The organism is Ruegeria sp. CRTD044 (assembly GCF_059613485.1).
This window is the reverse complement of record NZ_JBXWSP010000004.1, coordinates 513,451-531,529: the sequence shown is the minus strand read 5'-3', so window position 1 is coordinate 531,529 and position 18,079 is coordinate 513,451. Positions and strand designations below refer to the sequence as shown.

14 protein-coding genes are annotated in these 18,079 nt (G+C 60.8%); 4 read left to right on the top strand and 10 right to left on the bottom strand.

What is annotated here, in order from left to right; all coding sequences use genetic code 11:
• Positions 1-99 precede the first annotated feature (99 nt).
• The 5 genes from AC2FNL_RS05570 to yajC are packed head-to-tail and all read right to left on the bottom strand — an operon-like array spanning position 100 to position 4,153.
• Complete coding sequence (locus tag AC2FNL_RS05570; protein WP_496832780.1) at positions 100-453, bottom strand: Mth938-like domain-containing protein; 354 nt, start codon at positions 451-453, stop codon at positions 100-102.
• A gap of 8 nt (positions 454-461) precedes the next feature.
• Entirely contained in the window at positions 462-1,208 is a 747-nt protein-coding gene (locus AC2FNL_RS05565; protein WP_496832779.1) for a TSUP family transporter, read from the bottom strand.
• Positions 1,201-2,169 carry a protein translocase subunit SecF gene (secF, locus tag AC2FNL_RS05560; RefSeq protein WP_093962443.1) on the bottom strand — a complete coding sequence of 323 codons (969 nt, stop codon included), beginning with the start codon at positions 2,167-2,169 and terminating at the stop codon, positions 1,201-1,203. The genes AC2FNL_RS05565 and secF overlap by 8 nt, the downstream gene beginning before the upstream one ends.
• Before the next feature lies 1 nt (position 2,170).
• The gene (gene secD / locus AC2FNL_RS05555; RefSeq protein ID WP_496832778.1) at positions 2,171-3,832 is read right to left on the bottom strand and encodes a protein translocase subunit SecD; all 1,662 of its coding nucleotides are present in this window, start codon (positions 3,830-3,832) and stop codon (positions 2,171-2,173) included.
• Positions 3,833-3,865: 33 nt separating this feature from the next.
• Positions 3,866-4,153, bottom strand: coding sequence for a preprotein translocase subunit YajC (gene yajC / locus AC2FNL_RS05550; protein WP_093962445.1), 288 nt, complete (start codon positions 4,151-4,153; stop codon positions 3,866-3,868).
• Positions 4,154-4,356: 203 nt separating this feature from the next.
• On the opposite strand from yajC, the gene AC2FNL_RS05545 reads away from it, so the two are divergent.
• Entirely contained in the window at positions 4,357-6,018 is a 1,662-nt protein-coding gene (locus AC2FNL_RS05545) for a mechanosensitive ion channel family protein (protein ID WP_496832777.1), read from the top strand.
• 85 nt (positions 6,019-6,103) lie between these two features.
• Positions 6,104-7,396, top strand: coding sequence for a serine--tRNA ligase (gene serS, locus AC2FNL_RS05540; protein WP_496832776.1), 1,293 nt, complete (start codon positions 6,104-6,106; stop codon positions 7,394-7,396).
• A 57-nt stretch (positions 7,397-7,453) separates the two neighbouring features.
• On the opposite strand, the gene AC2FNL_RS05535 is transcribed toward serS, so the two are convergent.
• From AC2FNL_RS05535 to AC2FNL_RS05515, 5 genes are all read right to left on the bottom strand, one after another.
• Positions 7,454-8,017, bottom strand: coding sequence for a helix-hairpin-helix domain-containing protein (locus AC2FNL_RS05535; protein ID WP_496832775.1), 564 nt, complete (start codon positions 8,015-8,017; stop codon positions 7,454-7,456).
• Between the two features lie 90 nt (positions 8,018-8,107).
• A complete protein-coding gene (locus AC2FNL_RS05530) occupies positions 8,108-9,094 on the bottom strand; it encodes a fatty acid desaturase (RefSeq protein ID WP_496832774.1) in 987 nt (328 codons plus the stop codon).
• Positions 9,095-9,257: 163 nt separating this feature from the next.
• Positions 9,258-10,712, bottom strand: coding sequence for a ribosome biogenesis GTPase Der (der, locus tag AC2FNL_RS05525; RefSeq protein WP_170438848.1), 1,455 nt, complete (start codon positions 10,710-10,712; stop codon positions 9,258-9,260).
• Between the two features lie 48 nt (positions 10,713-10,760).
• The gene (locus tag AC2FNL_RS05520) at positions 10,761-12,083 is read right to left on the bottom strand and encodes a PQQ-like beta-propeller repeat protein (protein ID WP_170337998.1); all 1,323 of its coding nucleotides are present in this window, start codon (positions 12,081-12,083) and stop codon (positions 10,761-10,763) included.
• 46 nt (positions 12,084-12,129) lie between these two features.
• Complete coding sequence (locus tag AC2FNL_RS05515; RefSeq protein WP_496832773.1) at positions 12,130-12,801, bottom strand: hypothetical protein; 672 nt, start codon at positions 12,799-12,801, stop codon at positions 12,130-12,132.
• A 226-nt stretch (positions 12,802-13,027) separates the two neighbouring features.
• On the opposite strand from AC2FNL_RS05515, the gene AC2FNL_RS05510 reads away from it, so the two are divergent.
• Complete coding sequence (locus AC2FNL_RS05510; RefSeq protein WP_093962453.1) at positions 13,028-14,254, top strand: efflux RND transporter periplasmic adaptor subunit; 1,227 nt, start codon at positions 13,028-13,030, stop codon at positions 14,252-14,254.
• On the top strand, positions 14,251-18,039 hold the full coding sequence (locus AC2FNL_RS05505) for an efflux RND transporter permease subunit (protein WP_496832772.1): 3,789 nt from the start codon (positions 14,251-14,253) through the stop codon (positions 18,037-18,039). The genes AC2FNL_RS05510 and AC2FNL_RS05505 overlap by 4 nt, the downstream gene beginning before the upstream one ends.
• Positions 18,040-18,079: the final 40 nt, after the last annotated feature.

The window sequence follows — 18,079 nt, the reverse complement described above, 5'->3', positions numbered from 1 at the left end:
GGGGAAAAAGGACGGATTTGCCGCAGGGCCTGTTGGCGGGTGGGATGTGAGGGGCCAGCCCCTCACGCTCCCGGGGATATTTGGGGCCGGATTAAGCGGTCAGACCGGCAACAGGGCCAGAGCGATACGGCGCCCCTCGGACAAGAGCACGTTGTAGGTACGACAGGCGGCGGGCGAGTTCATGATCTCAACCCCGATGCCGGCCTCTTCGAGGGTCGACCGCAAATCAGATGGTATGTGAGACAGATCGGCGCCGGTGCCGATGAACAGAACATCAACCTGATTGGCCAGCCCTAGAAGGCTCTCGCTGTCCGCAAAACCGCCCCACGATCTGGTGCCTCCGGGGCCTGTCAGAACACTGCCTTCGTGAACCTCGCCGCCTATGCGGAAGAATCCGGGCCCATAGCCATCGATCGGAACTGCGTTGGTATATGTGATCTCATTCAGGCGCATGTGATCTTCTATCCCCAAAGCGGCAAGCCCGACAAGGCCGCAGCAGCGATGACTGCATAGGCGATCACGCGGTAGACCCGTTCCCTCGCAGGCTGAAACATCCAGCCGCCCAGCCAATTCCCCACCAGATTCGGAACGGCAAGCGCCAGCCCGAGCCCGACAGTCGACCAAGTCAATTGCCCGAACGCGGCGAGATACCCGAAGATCAGAAAATCAAAGGCCAGAAGGAACAGCAGGATGGTGGCCCGAACAACTGCCACAGGCAACGGGCGAGACATGTAGAACAGGATTACCGCCGGACCCGGAATGCCTGCAATGCCCCCCAAAAAGCCTGCCGCAGCGCCGATGGCAGTTACCATGTTGCGCCGGACTGCGCCGTTGTAACGCAGCCCCGAAATCAGCACGACCAGCATGAACAGGGTCACGAGGCTGACAGCGTAGCGAAAAACCTCAGGCTGGACTCGGGTCAATATCGACAGTCCGACCGGCAGCAAAAGTGCACACCCGACGACAAGTCGCACGAGATCGCGTTTGTCGACATCAACCCAGGCGCGGCGCAGATTGGGAAGTGGCCCGAAGACATCCATACAGGTCAACGCGATCAAAGCCCCGAACGGACCAAGATAGGGCGTCGAGAGCGGCAGAAAGATCAGCGCGGTGCCGAACCCGGAAAACCCACGAACGATTCCACCCGCGAGGGCTGCAAAAATGATGACGGCCAATCCCGTTGGGGATTGGCCGAACACATCAGGCATCAATATTGGCAAACTGGTTGCCAGCCGTGTTCGACGGCTTGGACCAATCGCGTTTGACCCCCAGCCACAGCAGGATGGTCGAGGCCACGAAGACTGACGAATAGGTCCCCACGATCACGCCCCAGATCATCGCGAAGACGAACCCGCGGATCACATCGCCGCCGAGCACATACAGCGAGACAAGTGCAAGCAACGTGGTGACCGACGTCATGACGGTTCGGCTGAGCGTTTCGTTGATCGAGATGTTCAGAACTTCTTTCAGGTCCTTCTTCTTGTATTTTCGCAGGTTCTCGCGCACCCGGTCGAACACGACCACAGTATCGTTCAGCGAGTAACCGACGATTGTCAGAAGCGCGGCGATAATCGCGAGGTCGAACCGGATCTGCAGCTCGGAAAAAATACCGATCGTCAGCAACACGTCATGCACCAGCGCGGCGACCGCTCCCAGCGCAAACTGCCATTCGAACCGCAGCCAGATGTAGACCAGCACCGCTCCGATCGCCAGAACCACAGCAATCACGGCTGTTTGGATCAGCTCGCCCGAGACTTTCGGGCCCACGGATTCCACCGAAACGAACTGGATATCTGGGATTACCGCCTGCAAGGCGCCTTCGACTGCCGCGATGGTGTCGGCCGTGACAGACTCGGCACCGTCCTGCGCTTGAATGCGGATCATGGCCACGTTCTCATCAGGCCCGAATGTCGGGTCGAAGATCTCGGTGATGGTGACATCCCCGAGGCCCAGCGGCGCAATGGCGTCGCGATAAACTCCGACGTCCAGTTCCTGCGTGCTCTGCGTCCGGATCGTTGTACCGCCCCGGAAGTCGATCCCGAAGTTCAAACCCTGCAGCATGAACGACGCGAATGCGATGACCATCATCAGGCCCGAGATGCCCAGCCACAGCTTCCAGCGGCTGAAAAAATCGAACGAGGTGTTTTCGGGTACGAGTTTCAGTCTCATGTCAAACCTCGATCGTTTTCGGGCGGCGCCGTTCGAACCACATGATGATCATCAGCCGCGTCACGAAGATCGCGGTGAAGACCGACGTCAGAATGCCCAAGCCAAGAGTGATGGCAAAGCCGCGAACCGGGCCGCTGCCGATGGCGAACAAAATGACGGCAGTGATGAAGGTCGTGATGTTGGCATCCAGAATGGCCGACAGGGCCTTTTCATAGCCCAGGTCGATTGCCCGAGCGGGGCCTTTGGCCGATTTCAGCTCTTCGCGGATACGTTCGAAGATCAGCACATTGGCATCCACCGCCATACCGACCGTCAAGACGATCCCGGCAATGCCTGGCAAGGTCAATGTCGCGCCAATCAATGACAACAGCCCAAAGATCAGCCCGACGTTAATCAGCAAAGCGATGTTGGCGAAGACGCCAAAAAGACCATAGCTGAGCGCCATGAAGATCAAGACTGCTGCAAAAGCGACCGTGGTGGCGACCTTACCCGCGTCGATGCTGTCCTGGCCCAGTTCGGGGCCGATCGTACGTTCTTCGAGGAACTCAAGACCCGCCGGCAGCGCGCCGGCACGCAGCAGAACAGCGAGGTTCGTGCTTTCTTCGACGGTGAAGTTGCCGGTGATGATGCCGGAACCGCCAGGGATATGGCTTTGGATCACCGGAGCCGAGATCACCTCGTCATCCAGCACGATTGCAAAAGGGGCACCGATATTGTCACGGGTGTAATCGCCGAATTTGCGGGCGCCGGATGTGTTGAACCGGAAGCTGACCGCCGGGCGTCCGTTCTGATCGAAGGAAGGCTGCGCGTCGACCAATTCCTCGCCCGTCACGACGGGTGCGGATTCGATGGTGTAGTACACGCCGTTTTCGTCGATCGACGGCACGACCTCTTCACCGACGCCGGGCACGACGTCCGGATCGGTGCCGCGGGCCACGACCGGATTGAAGGTCAGTTGCGCCGTGGTACCGATGATGTCCTTCAACTCGCTGGCACTGCCGATCCCGGGCACCTGAATCAGGATCCGGTCGGTGCCTTGACGCTGGATGGTCGGCTCACGAGTGCCAACCTCGTCGATCCGGCGGCGCACGATTTCCAGAGCCTGACGCACCGTGCGATCATCCGAGGCCAGTTTTTCCGCCTCTGACAGCTTTACGATCAGGGTGTCGCCGGCGGCGCTGACTTCGATATCCGTGGCGCCGACGCCGGTCAGCGTCTGCACCTGACGGGCCAGCCCGCGCACCGCTTCCAGAGCGCTTGGCATCCCGTCCGGCTGGCTGATGCGAACGCGAATCTCATCAGGGGCCGAGGGTTGACGGCGGATGGTTCCGACCGTCGCCCGTTCGTCCCGCAGGGCATCACGAACTTCGGGCCACATGGCCTCCATCCGGGTCTCGTAGACATCGCCAACCTGAACTTCGGCCAACAGATGCGCCCCGCCGCGCAGGTCAAGCCCCAGGTTGACCAATGACGACGGCAACCAGTCGGGCCATTGTTCTGCTTGCGCCTGCATCTCGGGCGTGTCGATGCCCAGTTCGATGGCGGCCTTGGCGTCGTTCGATTGTTCGACCCGCGTGTAAAACGCGTTCGGCAGGGCCATCAGCAGGCCAACCACGCAGACCAGCCAGATCAGGACCCGTTTCCAGGTATCAATTTGCAGCATTACCCTGCCTTTTCAGGAAGTTGCGACGCGAAATTACTTCGCCGGTTCGGTCTTGTTCAGCACCTGAGCGATGGTCGACTTGACCACACGAACCCGGACACCGTCCGCGATCTCGACCTCGATCTCGTTTTCGCCTTCCTTGACCTTCGACACTTTGCCGATGAGGCCACCCTGAGTGACGACCTGATCGCCGCGGCGCACTGCCTCGACCATGGCCTGATGTTCCTTCATCTTCTTCTGCTGCGGACGGATCAGCAGGAAGTACATGATCGCGAAGATCAGGATGAGCGGGAGAAACTGGGCGATTGCGCCACCTTCCATGGGACATTCCTTTTTTCTTGAGGTCGCGGAGTGAGCACCGCGAATTTGCCGGGAAACTATGCCTTGAAATCAACCTTTGCAAGCGATGCCCGACTTGGCATGCCGTGCAACAGTGTCACGATCCCCGAAGATGATGAATTACACCGCAGATATCCACTAGGATGGTACGGGGCTTTGGGTATAGTCAAAGTCAGGGAGGACCCATGCGGAGTTTCGTCAAGGCCCCATTTCCATTGGGTGTTTTGCTGTCCATGCTGTTCGCGGCTTGGGCCTTTTCGGTGCCTGTCATGGCACAGGATGCCCCGCAGGACGTACCCGAAGCCGACAGCGCCGCCGCCGAGACCTTCATGGCTCCGGTCATCGTTGACGGCGACACCTTGTTTCACATTCGAGGCTCCAGCGCCCTGCCCGCTCCGGAAAGGGCCGAGAACATTCAGGACGCGATCATCAAGGTCGCCGAATCCTCGGATGCCACGGATGTCGACATCGCCTATCAGGACACCGAGATAGGCACCCGCATCCTGGCGGACGGGCAGATGGTCACCATCGTCACCGAGGCCGATGCCGAGCTGGAGCAGATGGAACTGAGCGTCCTGACGGTCTTGCATGGCGACGCCATCCGGGACGCGGTCATGGCTTACCGGGCAAACCGCACGGACGAGGCGCGTGTGTCGGGTGCGATCGAAGCGGCGGCGTGGACGTTGGGGTTCATCGTCTTCGTCCTGGTGATCCTGTGGTTGCACAGGCGCGTTCGGCGACGCACGCTGATCTTTGTCCGGCGATACCTGAGGGACGTTGAGGAAGCTACAGCCAAAAGCGTGCAGGCCGAGGCTATTGCCGCACTGATCCGATACGGGCTGAATTTTGGCCTGCTGATCATCTTCTTTCTGGGTTTCTATTACTATCTGTCGTTCGTCCTGCTGGCATTTGCCGAGTCGCGGTACTTTGCGCAGCTGCTGCTGACCTACCTGACCGAACCGGTTCTGCTGATTTTCCGGGGTATTCTCAGCTATATCCCGAACATGATCATGCTGGCGTTGATCGCCTGGGTGACGATGTACATCATCAAAGGCATGCGGGTGTTCTTCGACGCGGTCGAGGCCGGCACTTTCGACATGGGCGATTTCGAGAAACATTGGGTCAATCCCACGTTCAACATCGCGCGTGTCGTGGTGATCCTGATCGCCCTTGTCTTTGCGGTTCCGTACATCCCGGGCTCGGACTCGGCGGCCTTTCAGGGGCTGACCATCCTGGTTGGTGCAATGCTCTCGCTGGGCGCGAACTCGGTTGTCAGCAACATGCTGGCTGGACTGTTCGTAATCTATCGCCGGTCGACGTCGATCGGTGACCGCATCCAGATCGGTGACCACATCGGTGATGTCGTGCAGATCAAACTTATGGAAACCCACCTGAAGTCCATCAAGAACGAGCTGATCTCGATCCCCAACGCCCAATTGATGAACTCGGACGTGGTCAATTTTTCCAAGCAGACCGACGGCAAGGGCCTGCTTTTGCACACGACGGTCGGGATCGGCTATGAAGAGCCCCCCGAAAAGGTCGAAGCCATGCTGATCGAGGCAGCCCGTCGCACCGATGGCCTTCGCGCCCGCCCCGAGCCATTTGTCCTGTGGACCGCGCTGGCCGATTACGCGATCAACTACCAGATCAACGCCTACACGACCCGTGGCAACTCGATCCCGCGGATCAAGTCCGACCTCCACCGCAACATCGTCGAGGTGTTCAACGAGAACGGTGTTCAGATCATGACGCCGTCCTACATTGCCGACCCGCCCGCGCCGAAGATCCCGAACCATCCCTGGGACGGTCGACTGGCACATGAAGCGGTTGAAGACACCGACAACTAGGCCGATTTTCCAACCCGGTGCTACACCCTGCCGGTCAGATGGTGCATAAGCGGGCCTAGTGATTCACTTGCCAAGGATCTGACCTATGCACGACATCCGCGCAATTCGCGAAAACCCAGCAGCTTTCGACGCCGCGCTCGCGCGCCGGGGGGAAGCGCCGGTATCGTCAGACCTGCTGCGCCTGGATGAAAGCCGTCGGGCCAAGATTCTGGCAGCCGAAACGGCGCAGGCCGAACAGAACAAGGCCAGCAAGGAAGTCGGCGCAGCCAAGGCGCGCGGCGACGAAGCCGAGTTCGAGCGTCTCCGGGGACTTGTGGCCGAGAAAAAAGCCGAAATCGCCCGTATGCAGACCGAGGCCAAGGATATCGACGCCCTTCTGACTGACCAGTTGGTTCGCATCCCCAACTTGCCGGCCGAGGACGTACCCGACGGCAAAGACGAGAATGACAATGTCGAAGTCAAACGCTGGGGCACGCCGCGGGACTATGACTTTGAACCGAAAGAACACTTCGAGATCGCCTCGGTACAAAACGGCATGGATTTCGAGACTGCGGCCAAGCTGGCAGGATCTCGTTTCGTGCTTCTGTCGGGCGGTGTGGCGCGCATTCACCGGGCGCTCGCGCAGTTCATGCTGGATACACATACCAACGAGAACGGTCTGACCGAAGTGAATGGCCCGGTTCTGGTGCTCTCCGAGATGATGCAGGGCACCGGCCAGCTGCCGAAGTTCGGCGAGGACAGCTACCAAACCCGCGAGGGGTGGTGGCTGATCCCGACCTCCGAGGTGTCGCTGACCAACATCGTCAACAATTGCGTCATCGAAGAAAGTTATCTGCCGCGCCGCTACACGGCGCATTCGCTGTGCTTCCGCTCCGAGGCGGGCTCGGCCGGCAAGGACACGCGCGGCATGCTGCGCCAGCACCAGTTCGAAAAGGTCGAGATGGTCTCGGTCACGCATCCCGACAAATCGGACGACGAACAGGAGCGCATGCTACGCTGTGCCGAATGCATTTTGGAAAAGCTGGGCATTCCCTATCGTACCGTCGTCTTGTGCACCGGCGACATGGGGTTTGGCGCGCGCCGGACTTTCGACATTGAGGCCTGGTTGCCCGGCCAGAACACCTATCGCGAGATCAGTTCGGTTTCGACCTGCGGAGATTTCCAGGCCCGTCGCATGAATGCGCGCTTCCGGCCTGAAGGCGGGGGCAAACCTGAATTCGTACACACGCTGAACGGATCGGGGCTGGCGGTGGGGCGCTGCTTGATCGCGGTTCTGGAAAACGGCCAGAACGCCGATGGCACCGTGACCCTACCCGAGGTGCTTTCGCCGTATCTTGGCGGCAAGCTGACCCTGCAGCCTGACGGCACGCTGGCGTAAGATAAAGCGGTCACCCCAGCCGCGACCGCATTGCTTCGGATCAAGGCAAGGAAGTGACTACTTCTTTGCCTTTTTCTTGGCCTTCTTGTCCTTTTTGTCTTTCTTGGACTTACCGCTGACCGTCTCTTTTTCCTTCTTGGATTTCTTGTCTTTTTTCGACTTGGCCTTGGATTTTATCTTTTCCTTCGCCTTCGAGATCGCCGCTTCCATCTCTTTCTTTTTCTTCGCTGCCTTTTCGGCCTTGGCTTTGGCCTTGGCCTTTTTCCGGGCCTTGGCCTCTGCTTCAGCTTGCTCAGCCGCCACCTTGGCCTCTGCCTCGGCTTTCTCGGATGCCATCTTGGCCTCTGCTTCGGCCTTGCGCGCAGCAGCTGAGGTCCGAGGTTGCGCCGCCTTGCGCGTTGGGGCCTTCTGCGAGCGGGTCTTGCCCACGGGTGCAGCTCCGGACGTGGCCTGTTTGGCGGCGGCGATCAATCCGGGCGCCCGGCGCGCTCCGATACCGGGAACGGCGACCAGCGCAGCCGGCTTGGCCTTGGCCAAGTCCTCGGCCGTCTTGAAGCCATTGTCGTTGAGAGCGCGGCCAAGTGCTTCTCCGATGCCGCGAACCTTGGTCACCGCTGTCATTCCAAAACTCCTAAACGATCCAACTTAAAAACTACGTCCGACAGGCAGCAAGGCAAGGCTTTGCTCTGCACAACCTTCGGAAAACGGTCCTTAACTGCCCCGGGCCAACTCACCGGTTTCACCCTGCCGCGGAAAGGGAACCAACCGCTTGGCATCTTCATCCCACAGTTTCAGGTTCAGCGCGGCCACCGCCTCGGGAAACTTGATCCGGCGGGGTGTGTATTCAGGTGGCAGATTGTAGTGACAGGCGCGCAGCCGATAGGACGGGATGCGGGCATTGAAATGGTGGATGTCATGCAGAGTGATGCAAGCGACCGCGTTGTCGAACCACCATCCGAAATCCAGTGCTGACGAGCCCTGAAGCGCCGCCAGTTGCGGGTCCAGATCCGGGCGGCGATCCCAGTAGGTGTCCTCGAAATTGTGCTGCAGATACACTAGAAACACACCCAGCATTCCACCGAGAAACGAGAATGCCAGCCAGACGAGTATGCCTGTCATGCCAGCAATCCAATACAACAGCCCGAGGAAAACCACGATGGACAGGTTGTGCAGCACGACCCCGCGGACGCCGAACCGCACCGTGTTTTTGGGCCAGCGATAGCGGATGAAATAGGTGAAGAGGGCCCCGACCGGCACCAGGATGAAGGGATTGCGGTAAAGCCTGTAGAACAGACGGGTTTTCCAATCCGCTTCATTCCATTCCCGCAATGTCATCGTGTTGATTTCACCGGTCTCCCGATGCTCGAGATTGCCGATGCCCGCGTGATGCAGATTGTGGTTCTGTTTCATCACTTCGAACGGAGCGAAGGTGAACGGCGACAGCACGTGGCCAGCCCATTCATTCTGCCGTCGGGTTTCGAACAGCGAATGATGACCGCAATCATGCTGCAGAACATAGAGACGCACTGCCGAAAAGGCGAACACGATCCCAGCCGGGATCATGATGAACCACTGATCCACATAGACGATCGCCAGCGTCAGCGATGCGAAATACACCACGAACGTCCCGAAATAGCTGAGCCCGGCCAGCCGATTGTCCTGCACCGCGTACTGTCTCGTATATTCTCTCAGGTCCATCCAGCCCGCTCCCCACGATGGTCCGGTTCAATAGTCCTTGCGAAATTTTGCACGTCACTGGCACGCGCAAATCGCGCGCGAAATGAATGCACGCATGCGAATGCTAGCGCGATGCTTGGGGGCTGTCACGCCCCAAGCCCGAAAATGCTGAAAATTGGCGCAGTTACGCCTTGCCCTTGAGATGTTTGGCCAGCGCACCCGCGTTTTTCTTGCGGCGCCCCTTGTAGGGGTTCTTGTCCCCCTGCCCGCGCAGCGTCAGCCGGATCGGGGTTCCGGGCATATCGAAATCCTCGCGGAGACCGTTGACCAGATACCGCGAGTAGCTTTCCGGCATCTTGTCCGGGTGCGAGCACATGACGACAAAGCCCGGCGGGCGTGTCTTTGCCTGGGTCATATAGCGCAGCTTGATCCTGCGCCCCTGGGGGGCTGGCGGTGGGTGCTGCTCCAACATGGCGGTCAGCCAACGGTTCAAGGCCGCGGTGGGAACCCGACGGTTCCAGACATCGTGGGCGCGCAGGATCGCATCACGCAGCCGCTCCAAACCCCTGCCCGTCTTGGCCGACACGGTCACCAGAGGTGCACCGCGCAGTTGGGGAAGCAGGCGTTCGAACGAGGTCTTGAGCTCGCGCAGCTTCTCCTGCTTGTTATCCTCGACATCCCACTTGTTCACCGCGATCACCACGGCACGACCTTCACGTTCGGCCAGATCGGCAATGCGCAGGTCCTGCTGCTCGAACGGGATCGCCGCATCCAGCAGGACAACCACGACTTCGGCGAACTTGACGGCGCGCAGGCCGTCGGAAACCGAGAGTTTCTCGAGCTTTTCCTGCACCTTGGCCTTTTTGCGCATACCGGCGGTGTCAAAGATGCGCATGGGGGTGCCACCCCAATCCAACTTCAGACTGATGGCGTCACGGGTAATGCCGGCCTCGGGACCGGTCAGAAGACGATCTTCACCCAGGATCTTGTTGATCAGCGTGGACTTGCCCGCATTCGGACGCCCGACAACGGCCACCTGCAGCGGCTTTTCCGCAGTAATTGCAGGGGCTTCGCCCTCGGTTTCCCCATCCTCGTCCAGATCGATATCCGTTTGGGGAACGTCCTCTGGCTGCTTTTCTTCCATGGCGTCAGCCAAAGGCATCAACGCCGCATATAGGTCGGTCATGCCTTCGCCATGCTCACCCGACAGGCGGATCGGCTCGCCCAGACCCAGGTTGTAGGCCTCGAGCACACCGGCATCCGCCGCCGCCCCCTCGGCCTTGTTGGCCGCCAGGATCACATGCTTGGACCGCTTGCGCAGAATCTCGGCAAACATCTCGTCGGTCGGGGTCAGGCCCACACGGGCGTCGATCATGAACAGGCAGACATCGGCCATGTCCACGGCACGCTCGGTCAGGCGCCGCATCCGGCCCTGCAGGCTGTCGTCGGTGGCATCCTCCAGCCCGGCCGTGTCGATCACGGTGAAGCGCAGGTCACCCAGCCGCCCTTCGCCCTCACGCAGATCGCGGGTAACGCCGGGCTGGTCGTCTACAAGCGCAAGGCGCTTGCCCACAAGGCGATTGAACAGGGTGGATTTGCCCACATTGGGGCGCCCCACGATGGCGAGGGTCAAAGACATGATACTCAACTTTCAAGACTCAGACGCGCCCTTTAACGCATCTTGTCGTCAACGGAAAGCGTGCAGTTGCCCTTTGGTCGAAACCACGTAGAGGGTCTGGTTCGCGACGACCGGTGCCGTTGTCGCCCCGCCCGGAACCTCGACCTGATGCACCAGCGTGCCGTCGACTGGGTTGTAGAACCGCAGATAACCGTCGTTCGAGCCGATGACGATACGTCCGCCCGCCATGATGGGGCCGTAATGCGCAAAGATCGGTCCGCGACGGTTGGGCTTGTCCTTGACGAAGCCCGGCAGGTCGATGGCCCAGACCACAGACCCGTCTGACACGTCCAACCGCACCAACTGGCTGCGGTCGCTGATCAGGAATACGCTGTTGCCGACTGGCCAGACGGTATCGACCGCGCCTTCGAAGGCGGTCCAGATCCGTTCGCCCGAGCTGGCGTCGAAGGCGACCGTGCGTCCCGAGTGGTTGCCGATGTAGATCGAGTTTCCGGATACGATCGGGCCGCCCGTCACATCCACAATCTGCGCTGCGGCCCGCCCCCTGCGGCCGCCGGCGACAGACGCGTTCCAGCGACGGATACCGCCTTTGCGGAAAGCGGCCGCCACATCACCGGACCCAAACGCAAAGACTGCGAACTCGTTCGCCAATACTGGTGCCGGAGCGCCCAGAACGTTGCCCACGCTGGGCGTGCCCTCGATCTGCCAGGCAATGCGCCCGTCCTTTGCATCAACCGCCCAGCCAGTCTGATCCCCCGCCACAAGGTAAAGCAGGCCGCCAGAAACCAGCGGCGCTCCGCTACCGGTCGCGTTTAGTTTCTTTTGCCAGCGAATTCCGCCGGTGCGCGCATCCAGAGCGGTCAGACGGCCGAAACCGGACGAAACGTACAACGTGTTGTCTGCATAGGCGATGCCGCCCCCGGTTGCCTGCTCTTCGCCATCCGTGGCGGGGACGAGGTTTGTGCTCCAGACCAGTTGCCCCTGAGGAGAGACCGCGGAAACGGTTGCCGCCGCGTCCAGGGTGTAGATCAGGCCACCTGCGACGACCGGATCAGCGGTGATCCTTTGTTTGCGCCCGTCGCCGGCCCCGATCGAGGTTGACCAGATGCGCTGCGGCGCGGGGCTGAGCGCCGCGTTGGTGGTACGGAAAGCCGCGGTTCCCGGGCTCTGCGCCCATTCGGCGTTGCGCTTTGCGGCCGGCAGGCTGATCGGTTTGGCACCGGTTGTCTGAACGGTTTCCAGATCCTGGGCCGGGCGGATGTCTTCACGCTCGCCCGGCAGGATCACTTCGGGTTCCTCGCAGGCGCTCAGCGCCGTCAGCGCCAGGGCTGCGACCGGCAAACCAAATCGGGAAAATAGTCTTTTTGCCATGAAACTCCGAACTCGCCTGTCTTGGTTCACTGAAATGGGCCGCGTATCAACCCTGCTGTGCGGTGATCGGTTCGGGCGTTCCGCCCAGCGCGACGATCAATTGGGTTGCACGCTGCTGGATGTCGGCACTGACCTCAGCATCCTGACGGATGGACTGCAGACGTTCCAGCGCGGCCTGAGTGTCACCATCGGTGAGGTCGATCAGGGCCAGTTGTTCTTCTGCCAGTAGACGCAGCGGCGCGCCCGGAGCGGCCAGTGCCTCGAACTGTTGCCGGCGCTCGGCGGCGGGCATGGTTTCGGACTGCAACAATAGGGCCTTGAAGGCAGCGATCGAGCGGTAGATTTCCGGCAGATCACCCTGAACCGCAATCGCGTTCAGCTGTTCAACGGCCTGTTCGACCGATCCCGACTCGGTCATTGCGCCCGAGAGGAGAAAGCCCAAAACAGCCTGTTCGCCGGCCGAATTGGCCGTGACCTGCGCCAACGCATCCGCACGTTCGGCAGCGTCGTTCAACTGCATCGCGGCCAGAATATCGTCGCCCAGCTTCTGGGCCTGACTGGCATCGCGCGCCTTGCGGTATTCATTGAAAGCGGCGCCGCCCACGATCAGAACAACGGCCAGAACACCGACCCAGCCCCATCGACGCAGCTGCAGGTAGAGCCGGTCGCGGCGCACCTCTTCGGTGACCTCATCAATGAAACTGTCGACGTCGCTCATTACTGCCCCCGGGCGTTGCATTCAGCTTTCTGGCGCCATGTCATACCTCGGCGCCATCAGCAAGCCAAGTACCCGAAACGCACAATTGCTCAGCGTCAGGGCGCTCTTGCGAAAAAAAACAAACCGAACTATTCAGTTCAGTATGGACTTCGCGCACGCACACCCCCATGTCATTGCGTGCCCACCGGCATTTGTGCGGACATAATATTTTAAGGAGAATGACGGCATGCGATTGATATCCCTCGTCAACGCCGCATTGGTCATCGTTGCATTGTATTTCGTGGTTTTCGAGCGCGATGCCCTGTTTGCATTTGCCGGTCGCGAAGATGCTGCGAGCCAGTCTGACGCTGGCGCTGAGGCAAACGACGCCTCGGCCGTGCAGGCCGTTGGGGTTGTAGCGTTGCGCTCCACTGCGCGCGAAATCGACAGCGCCGTTTTGCTGCGCGGTGAAACCAAAGCAATCCGTCAGGTCGAAGTTTTGGCGGAAACCACGTCAACCGTCATTTCGGAACCCAAGCGTAAGGGCACCTTCGTCGAGGCCGGCGATCTGCTGTGCGAATTGGATCCCGGCTCACGCCCGGCACAGCTTGCCCAAGCCAAGGCGGCCAAGCTGGAGGCGGAAAGCCGTGTGCCCGAAGCCGAAGCACGGCTGGAGGAAGCGCATGCGCGCGTTGCCGAGGCCGAAATAAACCTGATTGCAGCCCGCAAACTGTCGGAAACTGGCTTCGGCTCCGAAACCCGGCGGATCGCGGCCGAGGCCGAGATGAGTACCGCAAAGGCCGGTATCAAGGCGGCCGAGGCCGAGTTGAAGGCCACCGAAGCCGGCATCGAGGCCGCCGAAGCGGCGGTTGCGGCTGCCGAACTGGAATTGGACCGCATCACCATCGAGGCCCCGTTTCAGGGCCTTCTGGAAAGCGATGCCGCCGAATTGGGCAGCCTGATGCAGCCCGGATCGCTGTGCGCAACCGTGATCCAGCTTGATCCGATCAAGCTGGTCGGCTTTGTTCCCGAAACCGAAGTGAACCGTGTCACCGTCGGCGCTCTGGCGCAGGCACAACTGGTGACCGGATTGCAGGTCGAGGGCCGTGTGACCTTCCTCAGCCGTTCGGCGGACGAAACCACACGCACGTTCGAGGTGGAAGTCACCGTCCCGAACCCCGAGCTTCTGATCCGGGACGGGCAGACCGCAAGCATCCGCATCGCGGCCGAAGGCGCCAAGGCTCACCTGCTGCCGCAATCGGCGTTGACGCTGAACAACGAAGGCCAGCTAGGCGTTCGGACGGTCGGAGCCGGTAATATCGTCGATTTCGTACCCATCCGCCTGTTGCGCGATACGGCCGACGGTGTTTGGGTCGGCGGTCTTGCGGAAACCGTAGACATCATCGTGGTCGGACAAGAGTTCGTGACCGCCGGTGTGGTCGTAGCGCCCACCTATAAGGACGTTTCCCAATGACGGGCATAGTCAGCTGGGCCGCCGACAGGGCCCGAATGGTTCTGGCATTCATTGCCATCTCGCTGATCATCGGCGGGTTTGCCTATGTCAGCCTGCCCAAAGAAGGCGAGCCGGACATCGAGATTCCGGCCCTGTTCGTGTCGGTTCAGTTTCCGGGCATTTCGGCCGAAGACAGTGAAAACTTGCTGATCAAGCCGATGGAAACCGAGCTTGCGGATCTGGACGGCCTGAAGGAGATGACCGCCACCGCCGCCGAGGGCTATGCGGGGATCGCACTGGAGTTCGACTTTGGCTGGGACAAGACAGCCATTACCGCTGACGTGCGCGACGCGATGAACAGTGCGCAGGCAGACTTCCCCGAAGGCGCCGAGCAATACACGCTGACCGAGATCAACTTCTCGGAATTCCCGATCGTCATCGTGAACCTGTCGGGTGCCGTGCCCGAACGCACGATGGCGCGGGTCGCCAAGGATCTGCAGGATGAACTCGAGGCGTTGGATTCGGTTCTTGAGGCCGGGATTGCCGGCAACCGCGATGAAATGCTGGAAGTGGTCATCGATCCGCTGCGGCTTGAGGCGTACAACGTCACCGCGGCCGAGCTGATCAACGTCGTGCAGAACAACAACCAGCTGATCGCCGCTGGTGAGGTCGAAACCGAACAGGGTGCGTTTTCGGTCAAGATTCCCTCCTCCTTCAAGACCGCACAGGATGTCTATGGACTGCCGATCAAGGTCAATGGCGACCGGGTCGTGACCTTGGGCGAACTAGCCGAGATCAACTATACCTTCGAAGACCGCGAAGGCACCGCCCGGTTCAACGGCGAACCGACCGTGGCGCTGCAGGTCGTCAAACGCAAGGGTTTCAACCTGATCGACACCGTGGCTCAGGTGAAAGAGACCGTCGCCAAGGCCGAGACCAAGTGGCCGGCCGAGCTGCAGGCTGCCGTGAATGTCGGCACTTCGAATGACCAGAGCCGCATCGTCGGCTCGATGGTCAGCCAGCTGGAAGGCTCGGTTCTGACGGCCATCGCGCTTGTGATGATCGTGGTTCTGGCTTCGCTGGGTACACGTGCGGCGCTGCTGGTGGGCTTCGCGATTCCGACCTCGTTCCTGTTGTGTTTCGCGTTCCTGGCCATCATGGGCGTCAGCATCTCGAACATCGTCATGTTCGGCCTGATCCTTGCGGTGGGGATGCTGGTCGATGGCGCGATCGTGGTCGTGGAGTATGCCGACAAACGCATCAAGGAAGGCGTCGGCCCGATGCACGCCTATGTCGAGGCAGCCCAGCGGATGTTCTGGCCCATCGTCTCGTCAACCGCCACGACGCTGTGTGCCTTTCTGCCCATGCTGTTCTGGCCGGGCATTCCGGGTGAATTCATGGGGATGCTGCCGGTTACGCTGATCTTCGTTCTGTCGGCCTCTCTGATCGTGGCGCTGATCTACCTGCCGGTGATGGGCGGTGTCTCGGGCCGGTTGAGCCGCGTGTTCGACCGCAGTTCGGATTGGTTGCGCGCGCGGACGCCCTGGTGGGCGCGTGCCGTCATGGTTCCACCCTCGGTCTACATGATCTTCCTGGGCGCAATGCAGCTGCTGAATCCCACCTACCTGTTGCCGGAAGGCGCAGGCGGAGGGTTCTTGCTGGGCGCGGTTCTGTTCCTGTTCGGCGCCTTCGCCGGATCGGTCACGCTGAGCGCAGCCCGGATCGAGCGCAAGCCGGACGAACGTGTCCACACAGCCAAGGAGCATACGCCCTTCGGCTATGTCATCAAGTTCCTGGTCGGCAATCCGATCATGCCGATCGTCTCGATCGTGGCGGTAGGCTTTGCGGTGATGACGGTGATGACCATGTACGGTCAGAACAACCGCGGTGTTGAATTCTTCGTCGAAAGCGAGCCGGAACAGGCCACCGCCTATGTCCGTGCGCGGGGCAACCTGTCGCTGGCCGAAAAAGACGCGCTGGTCTTTGAGGCTGAACAGGTGATCAGCCAACATCCGGCGGTGATCAACGTGTTCTCGTTCGCCGGTGAAGGCGGCCTGAACCAGAACAACGGCGGGGCGCAGGCTCCGGCGGACACGGTGGGCCGCGTGCAGTTCGAGATCATCCCGTGGGAGGATCGCCCGAACGTGTCAGAACCTGTCGCAGGCGGATTGTTCGAGAAGCAAACAGTTGCACCAGATTATGACGGCGATTTCGTGATCGAGCAGTTGAACGCCGAACTGGCCAAGCTGCCGGGTTTCGTTGTCGAGATCCTGCCGTTGGAACAGGGTCCGGCATCGGCCAAGCCCGTGCACCTGCGGATCAAGGGCGACAACTGGGACGACCTGACCGGCGCCACGCTGACCGCGCGCGAAGTGTTCGAAAACACCCCAGGCCTGATCAAGATCGAGGACACCCTGCCCTTGCCCGGCATCGATTGGCAGATCGACGTCGACGTGGCCAAGGCCGGCCGGTTCGGGGCCGACGTGGCAACCGTGGGCGCGATGGTGCAGTTGGTGACCCGTGGCATCCTGCTGGGCGAAATGCGCCCCGAAAGCGTGGATGAAGAGATCGAGATCCGCGTTCGCCTGCCCGATCAGGATCGGGTCCTGTCAACGTTGGATACGCTCAAAGTGCGTACACCGGACGGGCTGGTGCCCTTGTCGAACTTCATCACCCGCAAACCGGTGGCAAAGCTGGCCGAAATCAACCGCGTGGATCAAGAGCGCTATTACGACGTCAAGGCCGATGTGGAACCCAGCCTGAGCAAAGTGGTGATCGCCACCCCGGACGGAGAACAGCGGCTGGCCGTGGTGCGCGAAGTGACCGAAGGCTCGGAACCTGAAGGTGCGACGGTCAACGGTGCCGATGGTACGGCCTATTCTCTGGTTCAGTTGACCGGCGCCGAAACCCTCCAGGAGGTGCAGGCCGCCATTGATGACGGCGACGCCCGCCTGACGCTGATCAACCCGAACGAGCGGATCGCGGTACTGACCGAGTGGCTGGACACTCAGCCCTTTGCCAACACGATCACTTGGGAATGGACCGGAGACCAGGAAGACCAGGCCGAAAGCCAGGCCTTCCTCTCCAGCGCCTTCCTGGCCGCGCTGGGTCTGATGTTCGTGATCCTGCTGGCGCAGTTCAACTCGTTCTACAACTCGGTGCTGGTGCTACTGGCGGTGGTTCTGTCCACCACTGGCGTGCTGATCGGGATGATGGTGATGCAACAACCCTTCTCGATCATCATGACCGGGACGGGCATCGTTGCGCTGGCGGGGATCGTGGTGAACAACAACATCGTTCTGATCGACACCTACCAGGAATACAGCCGCTACATGCCCCGGATCGACGCCATCGTGCGCACGGCCGAGGCGCGGATTCGTCCGGTTCTGCTGACCACGCTGACCACGATGGCGGGCCTGACGCCGATGATGTTCGGCCTGTCACTGGACTTCATCAACGGTGGCTATTCGATCAATAGCCCCACCGCGCTGTGGTGGAAACAGCTGGCGACGGCGGTGGTGTTCGGCCTGGGCATCGCCACGGTTCTGACCCTGATCGTGACGCCCTCGTTCCTGGCGTTGCGGGTGTGGGTGACCACTTATGCCATATGGCTGGGCCGGCTTCTGGCGCGGGTCACCGCGGGCAAGTCGAGCCAGATCGCCCGCGACATGGCCATTGGTAGCACCGCCCGCCAGATGCAGGCAACCGAGATCATCTGGACCGAAGAACCGGACCGCCCGGATGGGACCGCTGCCGAGGGCCAGGACGAAACGCCGCCGGGCGCGCCCTTGAAAGCGGCAGAGTAAAACGACGAAGGGCCGGCAATCGCCGGCCCAATTTCTTTGT

Coding starts and splice junctions, on each gene's coding strand:
- AC2FNL_RS05570 (WP_496832780.1), bottom strand. CDS start 453: ATGCGCCTGAATGAGATCACATATACCAACGCAGTTCCGATCGATGGC.
- AC2FNL_RS05565 (WP_496832779.1), bottom strand. CDS start 1,208: ATGCCTGATGTGTTCGGCCAATCCCCAACGGGATTGGCCGTCATCATT.
- secF (WP_093962443.1), bottom strand. CDS start 2,169: ATGAGACTGAAACTCGTACCCGAAAACACCTCGTTCGATTTTTTCAGC.
- secD (WP_496832778.1), bottom strand. CDS start 3,832: ATGCTGCAAATTGATACCTGGAAACGGGTCCTGATCTGGCTGGTCTGC.
- yajC (WP_093962445.1), bottom strand. CDS start 4,153: ATGGAAGGTGGCGCAATCGCCCAGTTTCTCCCGCTCATCCTGATCTTC.
- AC2FNL_RS05545 (WP_496832777.1), top strand. CDS start 4,357: ATGCGGAGTTTCGTCAAGGCCCCATTTCCATTGGGTGTTTTGCTGTCC.
- serS (WP_496832776.1), top strand. CDS start 6,104: ATGCACGACATCCGCGCAATTCGCGAAAACCCAGCAGCTTTCGACGCC.
- AC2FNL_RS05535 (WP_496832775.1), bottom strand. CDS start 8,017: ATGACAGCGGTGACCAAGGTTCGCGGCATCGGAGAAGCACTTGGCCGC.
- AC2FNL_RS05530 (WP_496832774.1), bottom strand. CDS start 9,094: ATGGACCTGAGAGAATATACGAGACAGTACGCGGTGCAGGACAATCGG.
- der (WP_170438848.1), bottom strand. CDS start 10,712: ATGTCTTTGACCCTCGCCATCGTGGGGCGCCCCAATGTGGGCAAATCC.
- AC2FNL_RS05520 (WP_170337998.1), bottom strand. CDS start 12,083: ATGGCAAAAAGACTATTTTCCCGATTTGGTTTGCCGGTCGCAGCCCTG.
- AC2FNL_RS05515 (WP_496832773.1), bottom strand. CDS start 12,801: ATGAGCGACGTCGACAGTTTCATTGATGAGGTCACCGAAGAGGTGCGC.
- AC2FNL_RS05510 (WP_093962453.1), top strand. CDS start 13,028: ATGCGATTGATATCCCTCGTCAACGCCGCATTGGTCATCGTTGCATTG.
- AC2FNL_RS05505 (WP_496832772.1), top strand. CDS start 14,251: ATGACGGGCATAGTCAGCTGGGCCGCCGACAGGGCCCGAATGGTTCTG.